The 23,870-nt window shown below is 67.8% G+C and carries 24 protein-coding genes; 12 read left to right on the plus strand and 12 right to left on the minus strand.

Annotated features, from left to right (window positions below):
- Positions 1 to 335, minus strand: a 335-nt coding sequence (locus TVH25_RS13640) for a DUF5602 domain-containing protein (RefSeq protein WP_422424454.1), incomplete at its 3' end; no start/stop codon positions are given.
- A 531-nt stretch (positions 336 to 866) separates the two neighbouring features.
- Here TVH25_RS13640 and TVH25_RS13645 point away from each other — a divergent pair.
- Complete coding sequence (locus TVH25_RS13645; protein WP_296550348.1) at positions 867 to 2,012, plus strand: MFS transporter; 1,146 nt, start codon at positions 867 to 869, stop codon at positions 2,010 to 2,012.
- Positions 2,013 to 2,124: 112 nt separating this feature from the next.
- Here TVH25_RS13645 and TVH25_RS13650 read toward each other — a convergent pair whose 3' ends face one another.
- The 8 genes from TVH25_RS13650 to TVH25_RS13685 all read right to left on the minus strand — a co-directional run bounded on the left by TVH25_RS13650 (position 2,125) and on the right by TVH25_RS13685 (position 10,474).
- On the minus strand, positions 2,125 to 3,282 hold the full coding sequence (locus TVH25_RS13650) for an XdhC family protein (RefSeq protein ID WP_422424456.1): 1,158 nt from the start codon (positions 3,280 to 3,282) through the stop codon (positions 2,125 to 2,127).
- The gene (locus tag TVH25_RS13655) at positions 3,275 to 4,390 is read right to left on the minus strand and encodes a vWA domain-containing protein (RefSeq protein ID WP_422424458.1); all 1,116 of its coding nucleotides are present in this window, start codon (positions 4,388 to 4,390) and stop codon (positions 3,275 to 3,277) included. Before TVH25_RS13655 ends, TVH25_RS13650 begins: the two co-directional genes overlap by 8 nt.
- A complete protein-coding gene (locus TVH25_RS13660) occupies positions 4,387 to 5,280 on the minus strand; it encodes an AAA family ATPase (protein WP_422424460.1) in 894 nt (297 codons plus the stop codon). Before TVH25_RS13660 ends, TVH25_RS13655 begins: the two co-directional genes overlap by 4 nt.
- A gap of 46 nt (positions 5,281 to 5,326) precedes the next feature.
- Positions 5,327 to 6,313 (minus strand): allantoicase, encoded by a 987-nt coding sequence (gene alc, locus TVH25_RS13665; protein WP_169621025.1) that lies wholly within the window; start codon positions 6,311 to 6,313, stop codon positions 5,327 to 5,329.
- Complete coding sequence (gene allB, locus TVH25_RS13670) at positions 6,310 to 7,662, minus strand: allantoinase AllB (protein ID WP_296550351.1); 1,353 nt, start codon at positions 7,660 to 7,662, stop codon at positions 6,310 to 6,312. Before allB ends, alc begins: the two co-directional genes overlap by 4 nt.
- Positions 7,659 to 8,936, minus strand: a complete 1,278-nt coding sequence (locus tag TVH25_RS13675) for a DUF6986 family protein (RefSeq protein WP_422424462.1) — start codon at positions 8,934 to 8,936, stop codon at positions 7,659 to 7,661. The genes allB and TVH25_RS13675 overlap by 4 nt, the downstream gene beginning before the upstream one ends.
- Before the next feature lie 108 nt (positions 8,937 to 9,044).
- Positions 9,045 to 9,830, minus strand: coding sequence for a thioesterase family protein (locus tag TVH25_RS13680; RefSeq protein WP_422424464.1), 786 nt, complete (start codon positions 9,828 to 9,830; stop codon positions 9,045 to 9,047).
- Positions 9,827 to 10,474 carry a TetR/AcrR family transcriptional regulator gene (locus TVH25_RS13685; RefSeq protein WP_169621029.1) on the minus strand — a complete coding sequence of 216 codons (648 nt, stop codon included), beginning with the start codon at positions 10,472 to 10,474 and terminating at the stop codon, positions 9,827 to 9,829. Before TVH25_RS13685 ends, TVH25_RS13680 begins: the two co-directional genes overlap by 4 nt.
- A gap of 94 nt (positions 10,475 to 10,568) precedes the next feature.
- Here TVH25_RS13685 and TVH25_RS13690 point away from each other — a divergent pair, with 94 nt between their 5' ends.
- From TVH25_RS13690 to TVH25_RS13710, 5 genes are read left to right on the plus strand one after another with little or no spacing between them, the layout of a single operon-like run.
- Positions 10,569 to 12,206, plus strand: a complete 1,638-nt coding sequence (locus TVH25_RS13690) for a carboxyl transferase domain-containing protein (RefSeq protein WP_422424466.1) — start codon at positions 10,569 to 10,571, stop codon at positions 12,204 to 12,206.
- A 5-nt stretch (positions 12,207 to 12,211) separates the two neighbouring features.
- Positions 12,212 to 14,218 carry an acetyl-CoA carboxylase biotin carboxylase subunit gene (locus TVH25_RS13695; protein WP_422424468.1) on the plus strand — a complete coding sequence of 669 codons (2,007 nt, stop codon included), beginning with the start codon at positions 12,212 to 12,214 and terminating at the stop codon, positions 14,216 to 14,218.
- Positions 14,215 to 15,378, plus strand: a complete 1,164-nt coding sequence (locus TVH25_RS13700; protein WP_169621032.1) for an acyl-CoA dehydrogenase family protein — start codon at positions 14,215 to 14,217, stop codon at positions 15,376 to 15,378. Before TVH25_RS13695 ends, TVH25_RS13700 begins: the two co-directional genes overlap by 4 nt.
- Entirely contained in the window at positions 15,375 to 15,872 is a 498-nt protein-coding gene (locus TVH25_RS13705; protein ID WP_169621033.1) for a MaoC family dehydratase, read from the plus strand. Before TVH25_RS13700 ends, TVH25_RS13705 begins: the two co-directional genes overlap by 4 nt.
- Complete coding sequence (locus tag TVH25_RS13710) at positions 15,869 to 16,690, plus strand: HpcH/HpaI aldolase/citrate lyase family protein (RefSeq protein WP_169652827.1); 822 nt, start codon at positions 15,869 to 15,871, stop codon at positions 16,688 to 16,690. The genes TVH25_RS13705 and TVH25_RS13710 overlap by 4 nt, the downstream gene beginning before the upstream one ends.
- A gap of 10 nt (positions 16,691 to 16,700) precedes the next feature.
- Here the strand turns inward: TVH25_RS13710 and TVH25_RS13715 are convergent, their stop codons facing one another.
- A complete protein-coding gene (locus tag TVH25_RS13715) occupies positions 16,701 to 17,450 on the minus strand; it encodes an IclR family transcriptional regulator (RefSeq protein WP_422424475.1) in 750 nt (249 codons plus the stop codon).
- 215 nt (positions 17,451 to 17,665) lie between these two features.
- On the opposite strand from TVH25_RS13715, the gene TVH25_RS13720 reads away from it, so the two are divergent.
- Positions 17,666 to 18,427: a CoA transferase subunit A gene (locus TVH25_RS13720; RefSeq protein WP_422424470.1), complete on the plus strand. Its 762-nt coding sequence runs from the start codon at positions 17,666 to 17,668 to the stop codon at positions 18,425 to 18,427.
- Positions 18,424 to 19,086, plus strand: coding sequence for a CoA transferase subunit B (locus tag TVH25_RS13725; protein WP_296550358.1), 663 nt, complete (start codon positions 18,424 to 18,426; stop codon positions 19,084 to 19,086). The genes TVH25_RS13720 and TVH25_RS13725 overlap by 4 nt, the downstream gene beginning before the upstream one ends.
- Positions 19,087 to 19,098: 12 nt before the next feature.
- On the opposite strand, the gene TVH25_RS13730 is transcribed toward TVH25_RS13725, so the two are convergent.
- On the minus strand, positions 19,099 to 19,629 hold the full coding sequence (locus TVH25_RS13730) for a DUF1992 domain-containing protein (RefSeq protein ID WP_422424472.1): 531 nt from the start codon (positions 19,627 to 19,629) through the stop codon (positions 19,099 to 19,101).
- Positions 19,630 to 19,711: 82 nt separating this feature from the next.
- Between TVH25_RS13730 and TVH25_RS13735 the strand changes: the two genes are divergently transcribed.
- The 4 genes from TVH25_RS13735 (at position 19,712) to dmpG (ending at position 23,460) form a co-directional block, all read left to right on the plus strand.
- Positions 19,712 to 20,509 (plus strand): IclR family transcriptional regulator, encoded by a 798-nt coding sequence (locus TVH25_RS13735; RefSeq protein WP_206036885.1) that lies wholly within the window; start codon positions 19,712 to 19,714, stop codon positions 20,507 to 20,509.
- A gap of 110 nt (positions 20,510 to 20,619) precedes the next feature.
- Entirely contained in the window at positions 20,620 to 21,462 is an 843-nt protein-coding gene (locus TVH25_RS13740) for a 2-keto-4-pentenoate hydratase (protein ID WP_169621038.1), read from the plus strand.
- Between the two features lies 1 nt (position 21,463).
- On the plus strand, positions 21,464 to 22,399 hold the full coding sequence (locus tag TVH25_RS13745; protein ID WP_169621039.1) for an acetaldehyde dehydrogenase (acetylating): 936 nt from the start codon (positions 21,464 to 21,466) through the stop codon (positions 22,397 to 22,399).
- A complete protein-coding gene (dmpG, locus tag TVH25_RS13750) occupies positions 22,396 to 23,460 on the plus strand; it encodes a 4-hydroxy-2-oxovalerate aldolase (protein WP_169621040.1) in 1,065 nt (354 codons plus the stop codon). Before TVH25_RS13745 ends, dmpG begins: the two co-directional genes overlap by 4 nt.
- A gap of 34 nt (positions 23,461 to 23,494) precedes the next feature.
- Here dmpG and TVH25_RS13755 read toward each other — a convergent pair whose 3' ends face one another.
- The gene (locus TVH25_RS13755) at positions 23,495 to 23,785 is read right to left on the minus strand and encodes a GNAT family N-acetyltransferase (RefSeq protein ID WP_169621041.1); all 291 of its coding nucleotides are present in this window, start codon (positions 23,783 to 23,785) and stop codon (positions 23,495 to 23,497) included.
- Positions 23,786 to 23,870 lie beyond the last annotated feature (85 nt).

Below are 23,870 nucleotides of genomic sequence, written 5' to 3' on the forward strand. Positions count from 1 at the left end.
CCCATGCCGGGTACAGGCGCTGGCAGCGGATGCCCGGCCGGTGCGTACCCGGGGGGCAGATACCGGGGGGCCGGCAGACGGGGGGCGGCCTGGAAATAGCGGGGGGCAAGCGGGTGGATCGACTCCACCGTGGTCCTGTCCAGCAGATAGAAATGCACGTCGAAATGCGGTACGTCGAAACCGTGTTCGGGGTTGTGACCGCGAGAATTCCAGTCCACCGTGACGTGGTCGAACGGCGTCGCGTTCGCCTCCGCGGGCAGGTCGAGCACGTACGCCTCGGTGACGGGCAATACACCGTCCGGCAGTCCGTCGAGTGCGGCCGCGTCGAGTCGCACCCCGACCGTGGCAGGCGTGCCCTCCGCGTCGAGGGTGACGTAGGTGCGGGCGCTGCCGGCACCGACCGGACGCGCCGGCCCCTCGGCCGCACCAGGGATGCCGTGGCCCCCCCCGCGCGGGGGGGGGGCGCCCCCACCAATCCGACGAATCCCACGGTGACGATCACGGCAAGATGACGGACACGCGGCCGAATATTCATCCGGGGCCCTCGATTTCGGTCGTCGGGCGGCATCGTGTGGATCCTACCGAGGTGCCGATGACGACGAGACGAAGTAGACCGATTCGTGATGCGCGGGCACGGTGGATTTTTGGCGCACACTATGCCGGTGGTGGTGATGCGCCACATGGCCGTGGGCGAAAACGCGGTCCCAAGTCTATGATCTGGCCGACAGCGCCGCCGGTCGTGGTGGTTGGTTCCTCGTACCGAATACCTGAAGGGCGCAATGTAGTCCGATAACGAGACTCGACCCACCGCAGCCGAACTCCCCCCACTCTCCGACGCCCGATTCCGCCGGTTTGCGGCAGGAAACGTGATCAACAATATCGGTGAGACCGCTTTCGTCGGAGTCGCTCCGCTCCTACTGGTCCAGGTCTACGGCCCGGCCGCGGTTGCGCTCTCGGTGGTGGCAACCGCGGTGTCGGGTCTCCTGGCGCCCTTCGTCGGCGCAGCGATCGACATGCGCGGTTGGCGCATGTTCTTCTATATCGGCCTGGCAGCCCAGTCCGCCTCGATTCTCGCTGTTGTCGCCTCGCTGGCCGTCGGCCGGCTTCCGCTCGCTCTGCTGGGAATCCTCCTGGTCGTGAACGCAACCGCGAGCATCAGCTATCTCTCGGCATGGAAAGTGGGCCTGAACGAACTCTTCCCGGACTTCCGCCGTCGTGCCCGAGGCACCCTGAACACGCTCTTCTACATGACGGGCGTGATCGGCCCTTTAGCGGCGTTCGGCATCATTTCGGTGAACGGTGTGACCCTGTTCCTCGTCTTCTACGTCGTCACGTCCTTTGCCCCCGTTGTGGCTCTCCTGTGGATCGACCGGGGACGGCCACGTACCGTGTCGCGCGCCGACGGGACCGCCATGGCGGCTCTGGCGGCGGGAGTGACGGCTATCCGGGGCTCGACGGTGTTGCGGCGGTTGCTGCTTCTCAGGTGCCTGGCTTCGGCGCTGCCCACGACGCTCATCGGCGCCCTCATCGTGCTCCGGTTCGAGTCGTACGCTGCCGCGCCCCTGCTGATCTTGGCTGTCTCCAACGTCACGGTCTATGTGGGGAATCAATACGTCAGCCGAATGGCGGACTTTCCGGAAGCCAGGATTGTGCTGGTGTATGGCACGCTGGGTCTTGCCGGAATAGCGATCCTGAACATCGACAACCTGTATGCATTCGTGATCGGGGTGGCGATTTTCGGAATCGCGACCGGAGTCGGACTCTCGCACTACGTCCTTGCCGTCGTCGTGTACTCGCCCACTCAGGTGTACGGATCGATAGGTGGCGTGTTCGGTCTTGCGTCGAGCGTTCTCGGTATCGCGGTCGGGCTTGTGCTGTCGATGGTGGACATGATCGGCCTCACGGCGTTCTATCTCATCCTGACGTTGCTGGCACTGGCCACTTTCGCAGCGGCAATCCGCTATATCCGTACCCCGGAAATATCTTCGGCGGCTCTTGTGAGCGAACAGTAGGACACGATTTCCGGTCGCAACCGAGTTGCCGAGTTCGAACGGTCATTCGCGCCTCGTAGGCAGCGACAAAGTGCGCGCAGCATCCCTTGCCCGTGCAGACCACCGGGGAGGTTCAGAGCCCCTGAGCGGCGCCATCTACGGATCGGACCGGTTCGTCGTGGGTGTGGATCGGTCCGTCGGTCTCCCCGAGTCGCTGCCCGCCGCCACCCCACCGCAGGGCGATGATCTCGGCAGCGATCGACACCGCCGTTTCCTGCGGGGTCCGGGCCCCGAGATCCAGCCCGATCGGTGAGGACAGGCGCGCGAGATCGTCGTCCGTCATCCCCGCTTCACGCAACCGGGTCATCCGGTCGTCGTGCGTCCGGCGCGACCCCATCGCGCCGACGTACGCCACGTCGAGCCGGAGCGCAACCTCCAGGAGAGGCACATCGAACTTGGGGTCATGGGTGAGAACCGTGATCACGGTGCGCTTGTCGATCCGTCCGGCGTCGGCCTCGGCGGCGAGATAACGGTGCGGCCAGTCCACGATCACTTCGTCCGCACCGGGGAAACGCGCTTCGGTTGCGAAGACGCCGCGCGCGTCGCACACCGTGACCCGGTACCCGAGGAAAGTTCCCAGATCTGCCATCGCTGCGGCGAAATCGATTGCGCCGAACACGATCAACCGGGGTGGCGGCTGGAAGACGTTGACGAACACCGACATTCCCTCGCCGCGACGCTCACCGTCGGTGCCGTAGTGCAGGGTCCCGGATCGTCCGACGTCGAGCAGGCCGCGTGCGTCGTCGGTGACGGCATCGTGCATCCGGGAGGACGGCAGCGTCCCGGCGTCCCGGTCCGGCCACACCACCAGGCGTCGCCCGAGCACCGCCGGATCGGGATGTTCGGTGACCGTCGCGATCGCCACCGGTTCGCCGCTGCGTACCGACGCGACGACGTCGGCGAAGGAGGGAAATCCGGCACTGTCGATCCGTTCGACGAAGACGTCGATGATTCCACCGCACGTCAACCCCACGCTGAACGCGTCGTCGTCGGATACCCCGTACCGCTCGAGCACCGGCGTTCCGTCACCGATCACGTCCTGAGCCAGTTCGTACACCGCGCCCTCGACGCACCCGCCGGACACGCTGCCCGCCACCGTGCCGTCTCCTGCGACCAGCATCGACGCTCCCGGCGGGCGCGGCGCGGACCGGAACGTCGACACGACGGTGCCTACCGCGACGGCCTCGCCCGCCCGGTAGCGGCGGTCGAGTTCGTCGAGAACCTCACGCACGATGGACCTCCTCGAGCAATGTTTCCAATGTCGCGAGGCTGTGTCCCGCGAGCAGACGATCGATATGTGGCAATGCCACCGAGATACCCGATTGGATCGGTTCGTACCCGGCGTGGCCGGCGTGCGGATTGACCCACAGGATCGCGTGCGCGAGCCTGCGCAGTTGTGCCATCTGCTCTCCGAGCAGTACAGCGTCGCCGCGCTCCCAGCCGTCCGAGAAGATGACCACGACCGCGCCGCGGGCCAGCCCACGGCGTCCCCAGCGGTCGAGGAAGGCGCGCAGTGTGTCGCCGAGCCGAGTGCCTCCGGCCCAGTCGGGCACGGTGCGGGCGGCCGCGGCGAGGGCATGCTCGGGGTCACGGGCGCGCAGTGCCCGCGATAGCCGGGTCATGCGTGTGCCGAGCGAGAACACCTCTGTTCCGCCGGGGTGGGAACGGGTGACGACGTGCGCGAACCGCAGCAGAGCGTCGGCGTACGGAGCCATGGAGCCCGACACGTCGATCAGCAGCACCACCCGGCGCGGCCGCGTCGCCCTGCGGTGTCGCACGGGCCGTACCGCCTCGCCACCCGCGGCGAGCATCGCCCGCAGGGTGCGTCGCGCGTCCACCTGCCCGGCTCGGGAGGGACGCCTCCGCGCGGCGGCCCGCACAGGAGGACGGGGCCGCAATAGTGTCAGCATCTCCGTCAGGTGAGCGCGTTCGGCGGGTGTGAGTTCCGCGATGTCGCGATTCCGCAGCACTTCGGTATCGGTGGCCGCGACCTGCAACTGGGGAGCATCTTCGCCCGTGCCGTCCACTGTTCCCTGCGTCCGGGTCAGCGCGGCGATCCGCGCGGTACGGGTGCGCTGCCCCCGGGTCCGCGACACGCTCGGCACTGCGCCTCCGAACCAGCTGCGGAAGGCCGCGTCGTAGCGGGGTAGATCGTCGGGGTCGCGGCACAACGTCGCCCGTCCCGCCCAGTAGACCTGCGCCGGATCGCCGATGTCGAGTTCACCGAGCGCCCGGACATACGTGTCGGTGGCGTCCGGAGTCACGGGCATGCCGGACTCGGCGAGCGCGCGGGTGAACCCGGCGAAGCCCACCAGCGTGCCGTGCACCGCGGTCGTCATCCGGCGAGAACCCGGTCGAGACCGGCCCGCGTGACGCGCTCGACGTCTTCCCGGTATTTCAGGACGGCGCCGAGTGTCGAGGCTGCCGTCGCGGCGTCGAGCACCTCGCGGTCGAGTTCACGCAGCGCGCGGGCCCAGTCGAGGGATTCCGCCACCCCGGGCGGTTTGAGCAGGTCGTAGTCGCGCAGCGCGTGGACCGCTTGCGCGACCTGCGCGGCGAGGGAAGCGTCGATATCAGGCAGGCGACGACGCAGGATGGCGATCTCGCGGTCGAGGTCCGGGTGTTCGACCCAGTGGTACAGGCACCGGCGTTTGAGTGCGTCGTGCACTTCCCGGGTGCGGTTGGAGGTGAGCACCGTCAGCGGCGGCACCGCCGCGCGGATCTCTCCGAGTTCGGGAATCGTCACGGCGTTCTCGTCGAGCACCTGTAGCAGCAGCGCCTCGAATTCGTCGTCTGCACGGTCGATTTCGTCGACGAGCAGCACACAGGGTGCGCCGGTGAGGGCTGCCAGCAGTGGCCGGGTCAGCAGGTAACGCTCGGTGTAGAGGGACCGTTCGGCGGTGTCGGCGTCCAGAGCGCCCCCGCTCGCGGCCTCGAGGGTGCGCAGGTGCAGCAACTGCCGGGGAAAGTCCCAGTCGTAGAGTGCCTGCGACGCGTCGATGCCTTCGTGGCACTGCAACCGGACGAGCGGCAGGTCGAGCGCCTCGGCCAGGGCCGTCGCGAGGGAGGTCTTCCCGGTGCCGGGTTCGCCCTCGCAGAAGAGTGGCCGGCCCATCCGCATCGCCAGAAATGCCGTGGTCGCGAGGCCGTCGTCGGCGAGGTAACCGGTCGATTCGAGCGCCGTCACGAGGTCCTCGGGGGACCGTACCTCTGTCACCGCACCTGCCATGGGCTGAGCCTAGGACACCTGGGCGTGCCGCGACGGTGACTCGGAGTCACGGGGTGAGGCCCTGGTCCACGAGGCGACCGTGCACGCGTAGCCGTGAGATCCCTCCGTCCGGATATACGTCCAAGCGTACGAACGAGAGCGGCATGCTCGAATCCACACGGAACCGGTGCCGGCAATCGGGCAGCAGCGCAGTCTTCGGGAGCAATTCGACGAACGCCGATGCGTCGGCAGGGTCCGAGCCGTCCGGGAGGCCCGACAGTCGTGCCCACCCCGGCGCGTTCCCGACGTAGTACGACGTGTCGATCTCCACGTGGTCGATCAGTGCGGTGCCGGCCAGGCGCACCACGACGTAGTCGTTCCCGTCGTCGCGCCGTCGTGCGTTCTCCCAGCCACCGCCCATGTTCACAGCCCTGCCGGGAGCGATGATGTTGCGCGGCGACGAGTAGAAGCGGTTCGAGCAGTCCGCGATGTCGCCGCCGTTCTCGAGTGCTGCGAGATCGACCGTGCCGGTGAGGAACATCGGGTCCGGGCGAACTTCCCCGTGGACCCGGAAGCGGGCGACGCCACCGTCGGGAAAGATGTTGAGACGCACGTGGGTCCAGCGTCGCTCGCTGTCCACGGCAAAGGCATTCGCGGTGTCACCGAGCAGGGCCACCTTGTCGACGACGGGTTCCCAGGGCGCATCGAGGAGGTCGGCGACACCGGGATATCCCTCGAGGCATACGGCGTCGACCGACGCGAACGGTGGGAAGTTGCCGGTGAACCACGCCGTGTCGATCACCACGCCTCGGATCACGCCCGGGACACCGAGACGCACGATGGCGACATCGTGTCCGGGTTCGCGCCGCCTGCGGGTTTCCCAGCCGTCGTACACCTTTCCCTTGTGCCCGAACGCGGACAGATCGTGCAGCGCCGGGCCGGGCGCGATGAGATTCTCACGCTGGGCGAACAACTCGTCGTTGGCGTACATCACCGAGCCGGTCAGTTCGCGGGAGGCGAGGTCGGGAAGTTGCCGGAAATCGGGCGATGTCATCGAATGTCCTTCCGGGACAGCAGTCGAGCGCGAGGAGCAGGGTCGTGGCGGCGATCACCGGTGACCGTGAGGGGTTCGCCGGCCAGCCATGTCTGCCGCACGACACCCGCCAGCGCCATTTCGGCGTAGGGGGTGACGGCGTTGCGGTGGTGGAGTTTGTCGGGGAAGACCACGAACGCGTCGTCGGGAGCCAGGACGCACAGGTCGGCCGTGTTGCCGACGGCGATGTCGCCGCGGTCGGGTAGTCCGGCCAGGGCGGCGGTGTTGCGGGCCATCCACCGCGTCACGTCCACGAGGGAGTGTCCGCGCCGCCGTCCTTCCGACCAGACGATCGGCAGTCCCAGTTGCAACGAGGAGATTCCGCCCCACGCTTCCCCGAAGTCGCCGATCCCCAGTTTCTTCAGTTCGGGGGTGCACGGTGAATGATCGGACACGACGCAGTCGATCGTGCCGTCCGCCAAGCCTCGCCACAGGCCTTCGCGGTTGGTGGCCTCCCGGATCGGCGGACAGCATTTGAAATGTGTCGAGCCGTCGAGGATTTCCTCACTGAACAACGCCAGGTAGTGCGGGCACGTCTCCACGGTGATGCGAACTCCCGCGTCCTTCGCTGCGGCGACGAGCGGCAGGCTCCCGGCGTCCGAGAGGTGCAGAATGTGGACGCGACACCCTGTTTCGGCGGCACCGTCGATCACCTGCGCGATCGCCCGCGCCTCGGCGACGGGCGGACGCGAGTGCAAGAAATCGGTGTAGCGGCGACCCGACGGGGCAGGCTGGGCGTCGAGCGTGGGGCCGTCCTCCGCGTGGACGATGAGCAGGCCGTCGAATCCGGCGATGACGCGCATCGCTGCGATCATCTGGTCCCGGTCCAGCGGGGGATATTCGTCGAGTCCGGAATACGCGAGGAAGCATTTGAATCCGTATACACCGGCGTCCCAGAGGGGTTCGAGATCCGCGAGATTGCCGGGGATCGCGCCGCCCCAGAACCCGACATCCACGGTCACCTGGCCGGCGGCGACTTTCTGCTTGACGGCGAGCGCAGCCACGTCCACGGTCGACGGAATGGAATTGAGCGGCATGTCGATCAACGTGGTGACCCCACCGGCGGCGGCGGCGCGGGTTGCGCTCGCGAATCCTTCCCACTCGGCGCGGCCCGGGTCGTTGACGTGCACGTGGGTGTCGACGAGGCCGGGAAGCAGCGCTTCGTCGTCGGCGAGGATCACCTCGCGTGCCCCGGGCACCGGTGCCGCATAGTCCTCGACGGCGGCGATCCGCCCGTCCCGGATGACCACGGCGCACGCACGCTCACGATCGCCGACCACGGCGCGGCGGGCCCGGATGACGGTGCTCATTCGAATCGTCCTTCCTGAGCGCCGAAGCCGGCCAGTGCTCGTAGCCGATCCGGCGTGATTCCGGCGTGCTCGTGCACTTCGGCGTCGGTGAGGGCGCCGCAGCCGAGGCCACGATGCAGGAACGACGCGAGTGCCCTCGCGGTGGCGGGTTCGTCGAGGAAACCGCTGTCGGTGCGGGCCGAGTAGGCCGCGATCCGTTCCGCTGCGGACGGGAACGAGCGGCGGTAGAACGCGAAGGTCGCGGCATAGCGGGTGGGCAATTGTGCGGGATGGAGGTCCCAGCCCTGGTAGAAGCCGCGGCGCAGCGACCGATCGACGAGCCGGGCGTGCAGCGCCCACGCGGCGCGCACCTCGTCGGCGGTGCCGACGGGGAGGCGGTTGGTCGAGCCGTCCGACAGGTGCACGCCGGTGCCGGCCGCGGCGACCTGCATGGTCGCCTTGGCGTGGTCCGCAACCGGGTGATCCATCGCCTGGTATTCGGCGGCGATGCCGCAGGCCGCCGAATAGTCGTAGGTGCCGTAGTGCAGCCCGGAGCATCGCCCCTGCGCGGCGTGGATCATCGCCGCCACCTGCGCGGTGCCGTCGGGTCCGCAGACGGCCTGCGGCGTCTCGATCTGGATTTCGAAGCGCAGCGGCGAGGTGAGCCCGTGCGTGGTCTCGAGAAATTCGCACACGGTGACCATCGCGGCGACCTGTTCCGGTGCCGACACCTTCGGCAGCGTGACGACGAATCCGTCAGGGAGACAACCGTCGTCGGCAAGTTCTCCGATGAACATGTCCAGGGTGCGTACCGCGCGTGCCCGGACGGCAGGTTCGAGGCATTTCACGCGGATGCCGGAGAAGGGTGTCGGGTCCGGCGTGCTCCGGAGCGCTTCGGCGGCGCGCACGAGATGGGCGTCTTCGTCGGCGTCGCGTGCGCCGGGTGCGATGCCGGATTGGGGGAAACCGTCCTCGAAATCGATTCGCAGGTCTTCGATCGGTTCCGTGGCGAGTTTCGCTTCGACCAGGGGCAGGACGGCGCGGGCGAGAGCGGGTTCGACGCCGATCAGTTCCGCGAGATCGTCTGCTCCGGAGATGTACCGGAAGAACGTGTCCCGCGCCTGCGTGCCCCACGAGCGCACCGTGCCCGCGTCGTACCGGTCGACGGGCACGTACACGGTGTGGACGGGTTGCCGAGCGGGTCCGAGTCCCGGGTAGGCCGCCGCGTACCGGGCATCGACGGCGCCCAGCGCAACATCGAGCGAGTCGAGCAACCGCTCGCGTCCGTCTGCCATCCGGTCTCCCCGTGTCTGCTCGGGTGTATCCACCCTTGTATACGTGCTCCGGGCGCAGACGGTAGTGCTCTCGGATCAACCGTTCGATTACCCCGGGTAACGACTGCGTTACGGGCCTTCCGGTGTGCCGGGGCGCACGGTGAGGATCTGCGACATCGTGCCGATCGGGCCGGACGTGTCGTGCAGCACGGTGCTCGTCAGACCGATCCCGTCGGCTCCGAACGAGACCGAGGTATCGAAACCGACCCAGTCGCCGCGGGGTTCGGCGAACAGGTGGACGGTGAGGTCGAGGTTGGGGAACGCGACCTCCTGCGGATCCGCCCGCACCGCCATGCCGTTCGCGATGTCGAACAGTCCTGCGGCGGCGGCGAGGGTGCTCACCTTGTCGTCGTCGACGAGCGTGATCGGTGTGCGAACCCAGAAGGACGCACGCCCGGGCCCGGCGCTCGTCCGGCGAACCTCGACCGACTCGATGAAACCGCCCGGCCACACGGTGGTGGGATCCCACGCTTCGGTGTCCTCGGGCGGTGCGATGCGCGACAGCGTCGAACCCGCGAGTTCGGCGGTGGGCCGCGGCTGCATGAGCCACGCGCGTGCCCGCACGACGGTGCGGCCTCCGTGGCTCAGTGCGGCCTCGACCAGTTCGATCGTGCGTCCCGGCCGCAGGACCTCCACGGCGGTGTCGACGGGGCCGACGGGCACGGTTCCCAGGATGTCGTACGACAGGCGGGCGATCACCGGCCCGTCGTCGCGGCGGGCGTCGCGGTCGGATTCGATGACGTGGGCGAGCAGGCCCAGCGCGGGGGCGATGTGCTGTTCGGCCTCGTTCCACGCGCCGCTCACATGGCGGGTCGCGCGGAAGGACGCGGGGCCGAGTCGTTCGAAGTAGCTCATGAGTCCTTCGTGGGTGTCGTCGGTCGGAGGAGCGGGGCGGCGTCGAGCGCCGAGAGGGCCATCAGGCGGAGGACGGCACGGGTGCCCTCGGGTGAGCGCGGGTCGGCGCTGTGCGGTGTGGAGTTGATCAGGCCGAAGGTCGCGTGAGCCATCGTGCGTGCATCCGACTCGGCCAGACCCGGGGTGATGCGGCAGAGAGTCCCCACCCAGATCTCGACGTAGCGGCGCTGGGTGACGCGCACCTCGCGTCGCGCGTCGTCGGGAAGCGAATGCAGTTCACGGTCCTGGACGCGGATGAGGTCGGGGTCCCCGAGGGCGAAGTCGAGATGGAAGTCGACGAGTCTCCCGAGCGCGTCACGCGGGTCGGTGGTGTCGGCGACGACCGCGGTGCCGCCGGCGAGCAGCCGTCGGCTGATGTCGACGAGGAGTTCGACGAGCAGGGCGTCCTTGTTGGGGAAGTGCCGGTAGACGGCCGGGCCGCTGATGCCCACGGCCGCGCCGAGGTCCTCGAGCCGGACCCCGGCGAACCCGCGCTCGGCGATCAGGCGGGCGGCGGCACGGAGCAGCTGCGCGCGGCGCTCGGCTTTGGCGAGGCTCCGCCGGGTCGGCGCGGGAGGCGCCGCTTCTTCGGCAGGCTCATGCATGGCGGCAAACTCCACTCGTCTGTGATCTGGACAACTCGGTTAATCATAACTAACCTAGATTTCAGTTAATGGCGATTAGTTCAATCTACCGAGGATGGTGTCCGTGACGACCGCTCAGGCGATCTCGACAACCAGCCGCGACCAGCACGAACAGCTGGTCGGAGAGCTCCGCGACAGGCTTGCCGCGGCAGCGCTCGGCGGCAACGAAAAATCCCGTGAGCGGCATGTCTCCCGCGGCAAACTGCTTCCCCGCGAACGCGTCGACGGTCTCCTCGACACCGGCAGCCCGTTCCTGGAACTCTCACCGCTCGCCGCCACCGGCATGTACGGCGACGAGTGCCCCGGCGCCGGCATCATCACCGGAATCGGCCGGGTGGCCGGTCGCGAATGCGTGATCGTCGCCAACGACGCGACCGTCAAGGGCGGCACGTACTACCCCGTCACGGTGAAGAAGCACCTGCGGGCGCAAGAGGTGGCGTTGCAGAACAACCTGCCCTGCCTCTACCTCGTCGACTCCGGCGGCGCGTTCCTTCCCCGGCAGGACGAGGTCTTCCCGGACCGCGAGCACTTCGGCCGCATCTTCTACAACCAGGCGACGATGAGCGCCAAGGGCATTCCGCAGATCGCCGCGGTGCTCGGGTCGTGCACCGCCGGCGGCGCCTACGTGCCCGCGATGAGCGACGAAGCCGTCATCGTCCGGAACCAGGGCACCATCTTCCTCGGCGGCCCCCCGCTCGTGAAGGCTGCGACAGGTGAGGTGGTCACCGCAGAGGAACTCGGTGGCGGCGACCTGCACTCGAAGGTCTCGGGTGTGACCGACCATCTCGCCGAGGACGACCGCGACGCACTCCGCATCGTGCGCGACATCGCCTCCACCTTCGGTCCCCGGGCGGAGCGGCCGTGGGACGTCGAGCCCACCGTCGAACCCGAGAAGTCCCCGGAGACGCTGTACGACGTGGTCCCCACCGACTCGCGGATCCCCTACGACGTGCACGAGGTCATCTCCCGCATCGTCGACGGCTCCGGCGGTGCCGGCGGTGCCGGCGGTGCCGGCCGGGGGTCCAGCAGCTTCCACGAGTTCAAGGCGGAGTACGGCAAGACGCTCGTGACCGGATTCGCGCGCATCCACGGGCACCCGGTGGGCATCGTCGCAAACAACGGCGTGCTCTTCGGCGAATCCGCCGTCAAGGGAGCGCATTTCATCGAACTGTGCGACAAGCGCTCGATCCCGCTGCTGTTCCTCCAGAACATTTCCGGCTTCATGGTCGGCCGCGACTACGAGGCCGGTGGCATCGCCAAGCACGGCGCCAAGATGGTCACCGCCGTCGCGTGCGCCCGGGTTCCGAAACTGACCGTCGTCATCGGCGGCTCGTACGGCGCCGGCAACTACTCGATGTGTGGCCGTGCGTACTCGCCGCGATTCCTGTGGATGTGGCCCAACGCGCGCATCTCCGTGATGGGCGGCGAGCAGGCCGCGTCGGTGCTCGCGACCGTACGGTCCGACCAGCTCGACGCCTCGGGCAACCCGTGGACCGCCGAGCAGGAAGAGGAATTCAAAGCGCCGATCCGCGCGCAGTACGAGGAGCAGGGCAACCCCTACTACTCGACGGCCCGACTCTGGGACGACGGCATCATCGACCCTGTCGATACCAGAAAAGTTCTCGGACTGGCACTTTCGGTGTGCGCCAACGCGCCCCTCGAGCCGGTCTCCTACGGCGTCTTCCGGATGTGAGCGACATGAGCGATACGAATCGGATCGATACGGTCCTGGTAGCCAACCGCGGTGAGATCGCCGTGCGCGTCATCCGGACCCTGAAGGATATGGGACTGCGCTCGGTCGCGGTCTTCAGCGAAGCCGACCGCGACGCGCGGCACGTGCGCGAGGCCGACACCGCCGTTCTGCTCGGTCCTGCGGCAGCACGCGAGAGCTACCTCGCGATCGACAAGGTCATCGACGCGGCCGTCGCGACGGGTGCGCAGGCGATCCATCCGGGATACGGGTTCCTCTCGGAGAACGCTGCATTCGCCGCCGCCTGCGCCACAGCGGGTATCGCATTCCTCGGCCCGTCGGCGCATGCCATCGAGACGATGGGCGACAAGATCACCGCGAAGAGCGCGGTCTCGGAATTCGGGGTTCCCGTCGTGCCCGGCATCTCGCGGCCGGGACTGACCGACGCCGACTTGATCGCCGGAGCCGACGAGGTCGGCTATCCGGTGCTGGTCAAGCCGTCCGCCGGTGGCGGCGGAAAGGGCATGCGTCTGGTCACCGATCCGGCGGACCTTCCCGCCGCGCTCGCGTCGGCCCGTCGTGAGGCCGCGTCGTCGTTCGGTGACGACACGCTGTTCCTGGAGCGGTTCGTCCAGCGCCCCCGCCACATCGAGGTGCAGATCCTCGCCGACACGCACGGCAACGTCGTCCACCTGGGCGAGCGCGAATGCAGTCTGCAGCGCCGCCACCAGAAGGTCGTCGAAGAGGCTCCGTCGCCGCTGCTCGACGCGGTCACACGCGCTCGCATCGGTGAAGCGGCCTGCAACACCGCCCGCAGTGTCGACTACACCGGTGCGGGCACCGTCGAGTTCATCGTGTCCGCGGACCGGCCCGACGAATTCTTCTTCATGGAGATGAACACCCGCCTGCAGGTCGAGCACCCCGTCACGGAAATGGTGACGGGTCTCGACCTCGTCGAATGGCAGGTCCGGATTGCCGCCGGTGAACCGCTGGGGTTCGGCCAGGAGGACATCACCCTCAACGGTCACGCCATCGAAGCGCGCATCTACGCAGAGGACCCGGCCCGCGGCTTCCTGCCCACCGGCGGCCATGTCGCCGACGTCGTCGAGCCCTCCGGGCCGGGAGTGCGGGTCGACTCCGGCGTGCAGGCCGGCACGATCGTGGGCAGCGATTACGACCCGATGCTGGCCAAGGTCATCGCCCACGCCGCCGACCGCGCGGGCGCACTGCGCCGCCTCGACCGGGCACTCGCCGACACGGCCGTCCTGGGCGTGGTCACCAATGTCGACTTCGTGCGTTTCCTGCTCGCCGACGACGAAGTCGTCGCCGGTGCCCTCGACACGGGCCTGCTCGACCGGCGTCTCGAGGACTACGCCGCCCCGGGTACGTCGGATACCACGTTCGTCGCGGCTGCCGCACACCTCTGGTTGCAGCACTGGTCGGCCGCGAACTCCGACCCGTGGTCGGTGCCGGACGGCTGGCGCGTCGGTACCCACCTGCCCGCGACCTTCCGTCTCACCTCGGGCGATCGCACCGTGCACGTGGGGTTCAGCGGAACGCCCGCCGCCGGAGCTGCGAGTGTCGAAGACGGCGAACGTAGTTCGGTGTCCGTGACGCTCGAAGGATCTGTGCTCGCCGTCGTGCTCGACGGACGCCGCCACGTCTTCCGCGTGGCCGAGTCCGACGGCGCGATCTGGCTCGCCGACGGCCACGGCAGTGTCTCGGTCCGTGAAGTCGCGGAGGCAGGGGTACGCGGGGACGACGCGCACGCCGGCAACGCCGACATCACCAGCCCGATGCCCGGCGCGGTCATCGCCGTCGCGGTGGAATCAGGCGCCGAAGTCGCTGCCGGAGAGACGATCGTGGTCGTCGAAGCCATGAAGATGGAGCATTCGCTCACCGCGCCGGTCGCCGGCACCGTAGAGCTCTTCGCCGCTGCGGGTGAGCAGGTCAAGGTCGATCAACTTCTCGCGCGGGTCACCCCGCACGCCGATACGAAAGAGGCAACGGAATGACGGAATATCTGGCAACCGGGCAGCTTCCCGACGAGTACGAGCAGCTGCGCAAGACGGTCGCCGACTTCGCGCGCACCGTCGTCGCGCCGGTCGCGGCCAAGCACGACGCCGAGCATTCGTTCCCCTACGAAGTGGTCGCGGGCATGGCGGACATGGGTCTGTTCGGTCTGCCTTTCCCCGAGGAGTACGGCGGAATGGGCGGGGACTACTTCGCTCTGTGCCTCGCGCTCGAGGAACTCGGCAAAGTCGACCAGTCGGTCGCGATCACGCTCGAGGCCGGCGTGTCGCTCGGCGCCATGCCGATCTACCGGTTCGGTACCGAGGCGCAGAAGCAGGAATGGCTTCCGCAGCTCGCGAGCGGCCGGAACCTCGCGGCCTTCGGCCTGACCGAGCCCGGCGCGGGTAGCGACGCGGGCGGGACGAAGACCACCGCGAAGCTCGACGGCGGCGAGTGGGTCATCAACGGCAACAAGCAGTTCATCACGAACTCCGGCACCGACATCACCTCGCTCGTCACCGTCACCGCGGTCACCGGCGTGCGGGACAACGGCAAGAAGGAGATCTCCACGATCCTCGTTCCGGCCTCCACTCCCGGATTCACCGCCGAACCCGCCTACAACAAGGTGGGATGGAACGCGTCCGACACCCATCCGCTGACGTTCAGCGATGTGCGGGTGCCCGAGGAAAACCTGCTGGGCGAACGCGGCCGCGGGTACGCCAACTTCCTGCGGATCCTCGACGAGGGCCGCATCGCGATCGCTGCGCTGTCCACCGGTGCCGCGCAGGGCTGCGTCGACGAGTCGGTCAAGTACGCCAAGGAACGCGAGGCATTCGGCAGCCCGATCGGCAGCAACCAGGCAATCGCGTTCAAGATCGCCCGGATGGAGGCGCGTGCCCACACGGCGCGCACCGCGTACTACGACGCCGCCTCGGCGATGCTCGCGGGCCGTCCGTTCAAGAAGCAGGCCGCGATCGCGAAGCTCGTGGCGTCGGAGGCGGCGATGGACAACGCCCGCGACGCCACCCAGATCCACGGCGGCTACGGATTCATGAACGAATACGCCGTCGCGCGGCACTACCGCGACAGCAAGATCCTCGAGATCGGAGAGGGCACCACCGAGGTGCAGCTCATGCTCGTCGGACGGGAACTGGGACTGTGAGCGACACGGCGCCCGCGGAGAACGCGAAACGCATCACGCAGCGTGGACTGTGGTTCGAAGAATTCGAACTCGGCGCGGTCTACGAGCACCGGCCCGGCCGCACCATCACCGAAGCCGACAACGTTCTGTTCACCACCCAGACCATGAATACTCAAGCGCTGCATCTCGATGCCGCGTATGCGGCGGGCACCGCGTTCGGGGAGCGGCTGGTGAACTCGATGTTCACCCTGTCGACCATGATCGGTCTCTCCGTCGCGCAGCTGACGCAGGGAACGATCGTCGCGAACCTCGGCTTCTCCGAGGTCTCCTTCCCGAAGCCGTTGTTCCACGGCGACACGCTGTACGTGGAGACCAAGATCCTCGACAAGCGTGAATCCAAGAGCCGCCCGGGCGAAGGCATCGTCACCCTCGAGCACACCGGGCGCAACCAGCACGGTGACGTTGTCGGGATCGCAGTCCGCCAGACCCTCGTGCAGAAGAGGCCCACGACATGACATGGACACTTCCCGGCCCGGCGTGGCTGTTCTGCCCGGCCGACCGACCCGACCGCTACGCCAAGGCTGCCGCCCGTGCGGACGTGGTCATCATCGACCTCGAGGATGCCGTGGCGCCGGCCGACAAGCAGGCCGCCCGCGACGCACTCGTCGCCACACCGCTCGATCCCGAGCGCACCGTGGTGCGGATCAACCCGGTCGGCACCGAAGACCACGGACCCGACCTCGAGGCACTGAGCCGCACCCCGTACACGCGGGTGATGCTGCCGAAGTGTGAGAGCGGCGAACAGGTGCGATCCCTCGCGCCGCTCGAGGTGGTCGCGCTCGTGGAGTCTCCGCTCGGTGTGCTCGCGGTCGAGAGCATCGCGAAGGCCGACAACACCATCGGAATGATGTGGGGTGCCGAGGATCTCGTGGCGGGACTGGGTGGCAACTCCAGCCGTGGGCCGGACGGGCTCTACCGCGGGGTCGCCCAGCACGCCCGGGCGGTCACGTTGCTCGCGGCGAAGGGCTACGCGCGCTGGGCACTCGATTCGGTGTACCTGAACATCAAGGACACCGACGGTCTGCACGACGAGGCACTCGACGCCGTAGCGGTCGGATTCGACATCAAGGTTGCGATCCACCCGGGCCAGATCGACGTGATCCGCCGCGCCTACGCACCCACGCCGGACGAAGAAGATTGGGCGAGAAGGGTACTCGACGCGGCCGGGTCGGAGCGGGGGGTGTTCGACTTCGAGGGCAAGATGGTCGACGCTCCGGTATTGCGCCACGCCGAACGGCTGCTTCAGCGTGCCGCCGCGAGCACGCCGTCGTGATCCGGAGGCGTCAGCGCGTGCGGTGACGTAACAGCTGGGTGAGGCGGTGTGCCCCACCGAGCAACAGAGCCCCGACGTCGGGTGTGCGATCGGCACGGAAGCGACTTTCCACGCCGGTCAGGCTCAGCGCCCACGTCGGGGCTCCTCTGTGGTCGAAGACGGCCGCGCCCATCCCCCAGCTGCCCTCGACGATCAGTGCGGGATTGACGGAGTAGCCGGCCAGGCGTGTCGCGGCGATCCGCTCTTCGACGGCGTCGCGCGAGTGCTGTGCCCCCCACGTGGCCGTGAGGTCGACGCGGGAGAGGTAATCGTCGATGTCCTTGTCGGACATGTGGGACAGGATGGCGAGCCCGGCGGACGCGACCCCGAGCGGAAACCGGATTCCGATGTGCAGCACGTGTGAACGCAACGGGAAACTACCTTCTTCGCTTGCCACGCACACCGTTTCGTCTCCACGGCGCGCGGACAGGAACGCGCTTTCCCCGGATTCGCGGGCAAGGTCGCGAAGCACGTCCCCGGCCAGGTCGGTGATGTCGTATCGGGTGGCTGCCACCGAACCCAGCAGGTACAGCTCGGGCCCGAGCGACCATCGGCCCGACTTCGGGTCCCGGTCGATCAGACCTTCGTCGGCGAGCGAGCCGAGGAGCCGGTGGACGGTCGGCCGGGCCAGGTCGGTCGCCCGGGCAAGGTCCGATGTCGAGGCCCCGTCCGGTTCGTACGACGACACGGCCCGCAGCAGCGCGCTCACTCTGCCGATCAGCTGTCCTTGGGCGGTCACGGGCTTATCCTACGTCCACTGAATGAACGAATTCTGTCCGCGTGTCCGGATAGCGAGCAATTATCGTATTCTCGGCGCGCTCACTTGTGAATCTCACCTGCAGCAACTTTATTGGTGGGACGAGAAGGACGACGTTCATTGAATGGACGTCGGCGGCCTGACGAGGTCGCGGATTCCCCTGACCCGAGAGGTGTGCGTTGGCAACGAAAGTGTTCCGGTCCGCGGTGGAGGCCGTCGCGGACGTGACAGACGGTTCGTCCCTTGCGGTGGGCGGGTTCGGCCTGTGCGGCATCCCCGACATTCTGATCCAGGCGCTCGCCGAGGCGGGCGTGACCGACCTCGAAGTGTTCTCCAACAACTGTGGGGTCGACGGCCACGGACTGGGAATACTTCTCGGCGACAAGAGAATCCGCCGGGTGACCGCGTCGTACGTGGGCGAGAACAAGGAGTTCGCCCGTCAGTACCTCTCCGGGGAACTCGAGGTGGAATTGACGCCACAGGGCACGCTCGCGGAGAAGTTGCGTGCCGGTGGCGCGGGCATTCCCGCGTTCTTCACCCCGGCCGGCGTGGGAACTCCGATCGCGCTCGGTGGGCTGCCGTGGCGGTACGACGCCGAGGGAGGCGTCGCGGTGGCGTCACCGGCGAAAGAGGTCCGTGAGTTCCGGGGCAAGAAGTACGTGCTCGAGGAGTCGATCACCGCGGACTTCGCCCTGGTGCACGCCCTGAAGGGGGACACCGAAGGGAACCTGGTGTTCAACAAGGCGGCGATGAACTTCAACCCGTTGGCCGCCATGGCCGGACGGGTGTGCATCGCGCAGGTCGAGGAACTTGTCGAGCCGGGCGAGATCGATCCCGGCGAGGTGCACCTGCCGGGGATCTTCGTCGACCGGATCGTGCACACCGGGGCGCAGGACAAGCAGATCGAGAAGCGGACCGTCAAGGCAGGAGCGGCATCATGAGCGTCGAGGTCGAACGGGCAGTGGGCTGGACGCGCACGCAGATGGCGGCCCGTGCCGCGCAGGAGCTGGAACCCGGCGAGTACGTGAACCTGGGGATCGGGCTGCCCACGCTGATTCCGAACTACCTGCCCGAAGGGGTGCAGGTCACCCTGCACAGCGAGAACGGCATCCTCGGTACCGGTCCGTACCCCGAGGAAGAGGCGATCGACGCGGATCTGATCAATGCCGGCAAGGAGACCGTCACGGTCAACGCGGGCGCGGCGTTCTTCGACTCTGCGCTGAGCTTCGGGATGATTCGCGGCGGGCACATCGACACCGCGGTACTCGGCGGCATGGAGGTCTCGGCCACGGGCGATCTGGCGAACTGGATGGTGCCGGGCAAGATGGTCAAGGGCATGGGTGGCGCGATGGATCTCGTGCACGGTGCCCGCAAGGTCATCGTGCTCATGGAGCACACCGACAAGACGGGCAAGCCGAAGATCGTCGAGCGGTGCTCGTTGCCGCTGACCGGCGAGGGCGTGGTCCAGCGGATCATCACCGACCTCGCGGTCATCGACGTGACGGACGCCGGGTTGGTCCTGCGCGAATGCGCACCGGGTGTGACGGAAGAACAGGTGGCCGCCGCGACCGGCGCGCCGCTCACCGTCGACCTCGCATGACATCGCCGGTGGTTACGGTGGCGGGCATACCGCGCGGCACCCCCCGCAGAGCGCCCGCCGCCCTGCCGGGGGGGGGCGGCGGGACGGGGGATCCGAACGGCCTTCCTGGGCAGCGAGGAGGGCGCGCCGGGCTTCTTCCCGGCGTGCCTGTCTCCCGGCCCGCCAGGTTTCGACCACTGCGTCGACGTCCACCTTGTGGACCGGGATCGGTAGCTGACCAGGCTGGAGCATGTATTCCACCACCCGCCGGTTGAGCCCCGCGACGATCTCCCGGACCGACTGCTCGGACGGCACGTTCGCCACGGTCTCGGGTAGCCGCTCGATTTCCCGGCGCAATTGGAGGGGCAGCGGCAGCAATGCCTCCGTCGAGAGTCCCTGCCGGGCGAGGTAGGCCTTGACCCACCACAATTCGTCGTCGCCGTGATCGGGGATGGGTTTTCCCGCACCAGGGAGGTCGTCGAAGTCGCCGCGCTCCTGTGCGGCGCGGATCTGCCGTTCGATCCACGTCTCGAAGGAGATGTCCGGTCGTTTCCGCTCGGTCACCGGTCCAGGATGCCACCGCGATCCGGCACCGCGCGGACGATGCGTTGCGGTTCGGTCTCGGCGGTGGCATACCCTGTGGCACATGGAAGGACAGCGGCCGACGCGCCGGGCGGCCGACCCGCCCGTGGACACTTCGACCGTGCTCGGCAAGGTCGTCACCGTCCTGCACGCCTTCACCGCCGACGACCACGGAGTGACCCTCGCCGAACTCGGCCGTCGCACGGGTTTGGCCAAGGGCACTCTCCACCGCGTGGTCAACGATCTGATCGACGTCCGATTGCTCGACAAGGATGCGTCCGGGTATCGGCTCGGCGGCCGGATGTTCGAACTCGGCATGCGCGCGTCGGTGGAACGACGACTGCTCGAGGTCGCCATTCCGTTCATGGAAGACCTGTACGAGCGGACCCATGAAACCGTGCACCTCGGAGTGCCCGAAGGCACCGAAGTCGTCTACGTCTCGAAGATCGGTGGCCATCGCCCGGCCCCGGCGCCGTCGCGAGTCGGTGGACGAATGCCCATGTACTGCACTGCCATCGGCAAGGCGCTGCTCGCGTTCTCGTCGCCGGCGCTGTTCGTGGACGTCGTGGATGCCGGGCTCGCCCGCAAGACACCGCGCACGATCACCGCGCCGGGCCGGTTCCGCGACCACATCGATCGCATCGCGAGCACGGGCGTCGCGTTCGAGCACGAGGAATCGGCGGTCGGGCTGGTGTGTGTCGCCGCACCCGTGCTTCTGGGAGACGAGGATCCGGTCGCCGCGATCAGCGTCACCGGGCCCGCCACGCGGTTCCGGCCCGAGAAACACGCGGCGGCGGTGAAGGCGGCGGCGGCGGGCGTCGCATCGACCCTGGCCCGTCGTGCGGCCCTGCGGACTCTGTGAGCGGCTCCCGGATGATCCGGCGCCACGCGTTCCACTGAGCGGAACCTACGGCTAGGTAAGCGGTACTCGTACCCCCACGATGGAGTTACCCATCGATCGACGAGGACCTGATGACCACTACTCCCCATTCCGCGGGCGATGCCGCATCTCTCGACACCGTCAGCGCAGCGGCCGGCCGGCTCATCGATGCCGCTCGCACCGCCGTGCCGTGTGCGCCGGTGCGGGATCTGCTCGGTGAAACCGACATCGACCTGGCCTACGCGGTGCAGCAGCACCTGACCGAGCACAAACTCGCCTCCGGCGCCCGCATCGTGGGGCGCAAGATCGGCCTCACCTCCCCGGCAGTCCAGCAGCAACTCGGCGTGAACCGCCCTGATTTCGGGGTGCTGTTCGACGATATGGATGTCACCGATCTCGACGAGGTCCCCAGCGACCGACTGCTCCAGCCGAAGGCCGAGGCGGAGATCGCGTTCGTGCTCTCCGCAGACCTCGATGACGACGATCTCGACCTCGACAAGGTGCGGGGCGCCGTGGACTATGCGGTCGCGGCGCTGGAAATCGTCGACAGCAGGGTCGCCGGATGGGACATCAAGATCACCGATACGGTCGCGGACAATGCGTCGAGCGGTCTGTACGTGCTCGGCTCCCACCGCGTATCTCTCGCCGATTTCGAGCCGATCGACACGACCATGCGGATGTACATCGACGACGAACTCGTCTCGGAGGGCACCGGAGCGGCCTGCCTCGGCGATCCGTTGAACGCCTTGCTGTGGCTCGCCCGCACTGCGCGCGAATTCGGACAGCCGCTGACCGCCGGCCAGGTGGTGCTGTCCGGTGCACTCGGACCGATGGTGTCCGCCCCTCCCGGGGTCACGGTGCGCGCCGAGATCTCCACTCTCGGCTCCGTCACCGCCCCCTTCTCGACCTCACCGTCTTCGGCACAGGAGAACTGACATGACCACGACCAAGGTCGCCATCATCGGGCCGGGCAACATCGGCACCGACCTGCTCATCAAGATCAAGAGGCTGGCGGACAGCGAACTCGAGACGATCGCCCTGGTGGGCATCGACCCCGAGTCCGACGGCCTGGCCCGCGCGAAGCGGCTGGGCATCGACGCCATCGCCACCGGCGTCGAAGGCCTCATCGAGCATCCCCGGTTCGGCGAGATCGAGATCGTGTTCGACGCGACCTCGGCGAAGGCGCACGAATACAACGAGAAGATGCTGCGCCCGCACGGCAAGATCCTGATCGATCTCACGCCCGCTGCGATCGGCCCCTACGTGGTGCCGCCGGTGAACCTCGACGAGCACCTCGACGCTCCCAACGTCAACATGGTCACCTGCGGTGGCCAGGCGACCATCCCGATCGTCGCTGCCATCTCGCAGGTGACGCCGGTGTACTGGGCCGAGATCGTCGCATCGATCTCCTCCAAGTCGGCCGGCCCCGGCACGCGCGCCAACATCGACGAGTTCACCGAGACCACGTCGCAAGCGATCGAGAAGATCGGTGGCGCCGCCCGCGGCAAGGCGATCATCATCCTGAACCCGGCCGAACCCCCGATGATCATGCGCGACACCGTTCTTGCGCTGGTCGGCGAAGACCGCAAGGACGAGATCGTCGCGTCGGTCGAGGCGATGGTCGCGAAGGTATCCACCTACGTGCCCGGATACAAGCTCAAGCAGGAAATCCAGTTCACCCCGATGACCGAGACCGTCGGAACGCTGACCGAACACACCGGACCGATGTGGAAGGTCGCGGTGTTCCTCGAGGTCAAGGGCGCAGCGCACTACCTGCCCGAGTACGCGGGCAATCTCGACATCATGACGTCCGCGGCCCTGCAGGTCGGCCGGGCAGTCGCGGCACGCAAGAAGGAGCAGGTTTCGGCATGAGCGAGACGACCACCAACGACGCCGGACAGCGCGAGTACGCGAGTCACGGCACGGCCCTGTACATCCAGGACGTCACCCTGCGTGACGGCATGCACGCCATCCGTCACCGCATCACCCCCGACGACGTCGCAGCGATCGCGGGCGCACTGGACCGTGCCGGCGTGGACGCGATCGAGGTCTCACACGGCGACGGGCTCACCGGCCATTCCCTGACGTACGGCCCGGGTAGCAACACCGACTGGGAATGGCTCGAAGCCGCAGCGGGAGCGATCAATTCGGCCATCCTGACCACGTTGCTGCTGCCGGGTATCGGCACCGTGCACGAGCTGAAGCGCGCCTACGAACTCGGTGTGCGGTCGGTGCGGGTGGCCACCCACTGCACCGAGGCCGACGTGTCGGCGCAGCACATCGCCGCCGCCAAGGAACTGGGCATGGACGTGTCCGGCTTCCTGATGATGTCGCACATGGCTCCCGCGGAAGAACTCGCTCGCCAGGCCAAGCTCATGGAGTCCTACGGCGCCGACTGCGTCTACGTCACCGACTCCGGTGGACGGCTGACGATGGACGGCGTCCGCGAGCGTGTCCGCGCCTACCGTGACGTTCTCGAGGAGGGCACGCAGATCGGTATCCACGCCCACCAGAACCTGTCGCTGTCGGTCGCCAACTCCGTCGTCGCCGTCGAGGAAGGCGTCATCCGCGTCGATGCGTCACTGGCAGGGCAGGGCGCGGGTGCGGGCAACTGCCCGATCGAACCCTTCGTCGCGGTCGCCGATCTGCACGGATGGAAGCACTCGTGCGATCTGTTCGGCCTGCAGGATGCTGCCGACGATCTCGTCCGTCCGTTGCAGGACCGGCCGGTCCAGGTGGACCGCGAGACCCTCACGCTCGGCTACGCCGGTGTGTACTCGAGCTTCCTGCGTCACGCGGAGACCGCTGCGGACATCTACGGCCTCGACACCCGCGACATCCTCGTCGAGATCGGGCGTCGCGGGCTGGTCGGCGGCCAGGAGGACATGATCACCGACGTCGCACTCGACCTGCGTAACCGCGCGGGGCACTGACCGTCGCGTGTAAGGCGGGTCGTGGCAGGACCTCTCAGGCGACGAGGTCCTGGTACTCCGGATGCTTGTCGATGAAGCTGTCGACGAACGGGCATACCGGCACGACCCGCTTTCCACGTTCGCGCACGTCGTCCAGCGCGAACCGAACGAGTTTGCCGGCGAGGCCCTGACCGGAATAGGCGTCGTCGACCACGGTGTGGTCGAACACGAGCTGAGTGTCGTCGGCGGGGTGATAGTCGGCGTAACCGATGACGGAACCGTTGTCGTCCAGTTCGTATCGCTGCCGGTCGGGATTGTGAACCACTTTCACGGACGAATCACTCACGGTGTTTCCTCACTCTCGAGACCAGATGACCGAGCACGTCGAAGATACCTGCACGTGAAGACGGGCCGCGACATCTGTCGCGGCC

The sequence above is a fragment of the Rhodococcus sp. 7Tela_A2 genome (assembly GCF_049311045.1).
Lineage (GTDB): Bacteria > Actinomycetota > Actinomycetes > Mycobacteriales > Mycobacteriaceae > Rhodococcus.